This window comes from Coleofasciculus sp. FACHB-712 (genome assembly GCF_014695635.1).
In the GTDB taxonomy this organism is placed as follows: Bacteria; Cyanobacteriota; Cyanobacteriia; order Cyanobacteriales; family FACHB-T130; genus FACHB-T130.
This window is the reverse complement of sequence record NZ_JACJOQ010000445.1, coordinates 1-2,294: the sequence shown is the minus strand read 5'-3', so window position 1 is coordinate 2,294 and position 2,294 is coordinate 1. Positions and strand designations below refer to the sequence as shown.

5 protein-coding genes and 1 pseudogene are annotated in these 2,294 nt (G+C 43.3%); all 6 read left to right on the top strand.

Going from position 1 to position 2,294, the window contains the following annotated elements; all coding sequences use genetic code 11:
- Positions 1–163 (top strand): annotated as a pseudogene (locus H6F50_RS27965) (urease accessory protein UreD); the annotation flags it as partial.
- A gap of 49 nt (positions 164–212) precedes the next feature.
- Positions 213–515: an urease subunit gamma gene (gene ureA / locus H6F50_RS14010; RefSeq protein WP_190429164.1), complete on the top strand. Its 303-nt coding sequence runs from the start codon at positions 213–215 to the stop codon at positions 513–515.
- Positions 516–542: 27 nt separating this feature from the next.
- Positions 543–1,100: a DJ-1/PfpI family protein gene (locus tag H6F50_RS14005; protein ID WP_190429163.1), complete on the top strand. Its 558-nt coding sequence runs from the start codon at positions 543–545 to the stop codon at positions 1,098–1,100.
- A gap of 137 nt (positions 1,101–1,237) precedes the next feature.
- Complete coding sequence (locus H6F50_RS14000; RefSeq protein ID WP_190429162.1) at positions 1,238–1,543, top strand: urease subunit beta; 306 nt, start codon at positions 1,238–1,240, stop codon at positions 1,541–1,543.
- Positions 1,544–1,563: 20 nt separating this feature from the next.
- Positions 1,564–2,022 carry a cupin domain-containing protein gene (locus tag H6F50_RS13995; protein ID WP_190429161.1) on the top strand — a complete coding sequence of 153 codons (459 nt, stop codon included), beginning with the start codon at positions 1,564–1,566 and terminating at the stop codon, positions 2,020–2,022.
- An 18-nt stretch (positions 2,023–2,040) separates the two neighbouring features.
- On the top strand, positions 2,041–2,294 hold a 254-nt coding region (locus H6F50_RS13990; protein ID WP_190429160.1), incomplete at its 3' end, for a DUF1349 domain-containing protein.

Here is a 2,294-nt window from a genome sequence, read left to right as displayed (position 1 = left end):
TCTTCACCAAGCAGGCATTACTCGTCTTCCTGCTGGGCTATTGTGTCGCTATCGCGGTTCTTCTACTTCCCAGGTGCGAAACTGGTTTATAGATATTTGGAATTTGCTGCGATCGCACTTTTTAGAACGCCCTGCTTGTCCACCAAGAGTTTGGCAAATTTGAGCGAATCGCAGAAGACACGGAGAACACGAAGAAGTGTAAGAGGTTATCAATGCAACTGACGCCACAGGAAAAAGATAAGCTGTTGATTTTTACGGCGGCACTATTAGCGGAACGCCGCAAGGAAAGAGGTTTAAAGCTAAATTACCCCGAAGCGATCGCTTATATTTCTGCTGGCATTCTGGAAGGCGCTAGAGATGGACGCACCGTTGCCGATTTAATGAGTTATGGGACAACACTACTGTCACGGGAAGAAGTAATGGAAGGTGTGCCAGAAATGATTCATGAAGTGCAGGTAGAAGCTACATTTACCGATGGTACAAAATTGGTTACAGTTCACAACCCAATTCGTTAGGTAATCTCGTAACTTGGAGGATTATTTATGAATGTTGCATTTATCATTTACACGGGAATGACCGCTTTAGATTTTATTGGAGTTTACGATCCAGTTACTCGTCTCAAGACAATGAATTTTATAGCCGATTTGGAATGGGATATTTGTGCCCATTCTCCAGAAGTCAGCGATAACGCTGGACTTCGTTTCCCTCCGAATAAAGTAGGTGAATCTCTCCAACCCTACGACATGATTATCGTACCCGGTGGAATTGGCACCCGAAACTTAGTTGACGATCCTGAGTTAATGACATGGCTGAAAACCTCAGCAACTTGCAAGTTCAAAGTTTCTGTGTGTACGGGTTCTTTACTACTCGGCGCAGCGGGATTTTTACAAGGGAAAACAGCAACAACCCATCCCAATGCTTTCCAAGACCTTCAAAAATATTGTAAGTCTGTCGTAAACAAAAGAGTTGTTGATGAAGGTGACGTAATTACCGCCAGAGGAGTTACTTCGGCAATTGATTTAGGTTTATATCTTTGTGAAAAGTTCGCCGGATACGAGATTAAAGAGAAAATCCGTCAGCAAATGGATTATCAGACATAATCTTACAAAAATAAGGTAACTATGAGCAATTTACGGAGCGAATTATACTCAGCTTTTTACGACACCGATCCGGTTCCTATGGTTGAATTTATACAGTAGTTAGCCATTCTTATAAAAAACTAAAAGAGGAAGTTGAAATGATTCCTGGAGAAATAATTGTACAAGGTGGGGAAATAGAACTCAATGTGGGTCGCCCTAGTCTAAAAGTGCAAGTAGCAAATACAGGCGATCGCCCGATTCAAGTTGGTTCTCATTTCCACTTCTATGAGGTGAACGAATCTTTAGATTTTGATAGAGAACAAGCAAAGGGAATGCGCCTGAATATTCCAGCAGGCACGGCGGTACGCTTTGAACCTGGAGATGAAAAAGAAGTAGAATTAGTGCCATTTGTTGGTAGCCGTCAAGTATATGGCTTCAATGGCAAGATAAATGGTTCGCTATAGCGATCAATCAGGATAATTAAATGACTTTACCGATACAAGAAATTGTACTAGCGCCTGGAGAAGGCAGGCACCTTACTATTGGTAACAGCGAAGCTACATTTAAAGCAGTTGGTGCCGATACTCACGGAAACTTAGGGCTGTTTGAGTTTAGCCTAGAACCAGATGGAACGGGGGCGCAACCACATATCCATCGTCAGATGGAGGAGATGTTTTATGTCCTAGAAGGAGAAGTGGAAATCCTCGTCGGGGATAGAACAGTACAAGGACAACCAGGGGCATTTGTACTTGTCCCTCGCGGTACACCTCACGGGTTCGCTAACCGCAGCACAAAGCCAGCAAAGCTGTTAATAATGTTTTGTCCGGGAGGGGAACGCGAAAAGTATTTTGAGGGGCTGGCTGAACTGATGAAAGACGGACAAAAACCCGATCGGAAAGCTTTGCTTGAGTTAATGCGGAGATTCGACCAAGAACCAGTATAAATTTAGAAAAGAATGGCGATGGAATGGTATAACGAACCGCCGATTTGGAACGTCCAAGGCAATACAATTACTATCACTTCCGCTGGAAAAACTGATTTTTGGCGAGAGACTCACTACGGCTTCATTCGAGATAACGGTCACTTTTTTCATCAGCAAGCGAACAAAGACTTCATGGTTGAGGTGAAAGTTAGCGGTGAGTATCGAGATTTGTACGATCAAGCCGGATTGATGCTGCGCTTAGATGAGGCGAATTGGTTAAAATGTGGCATTGA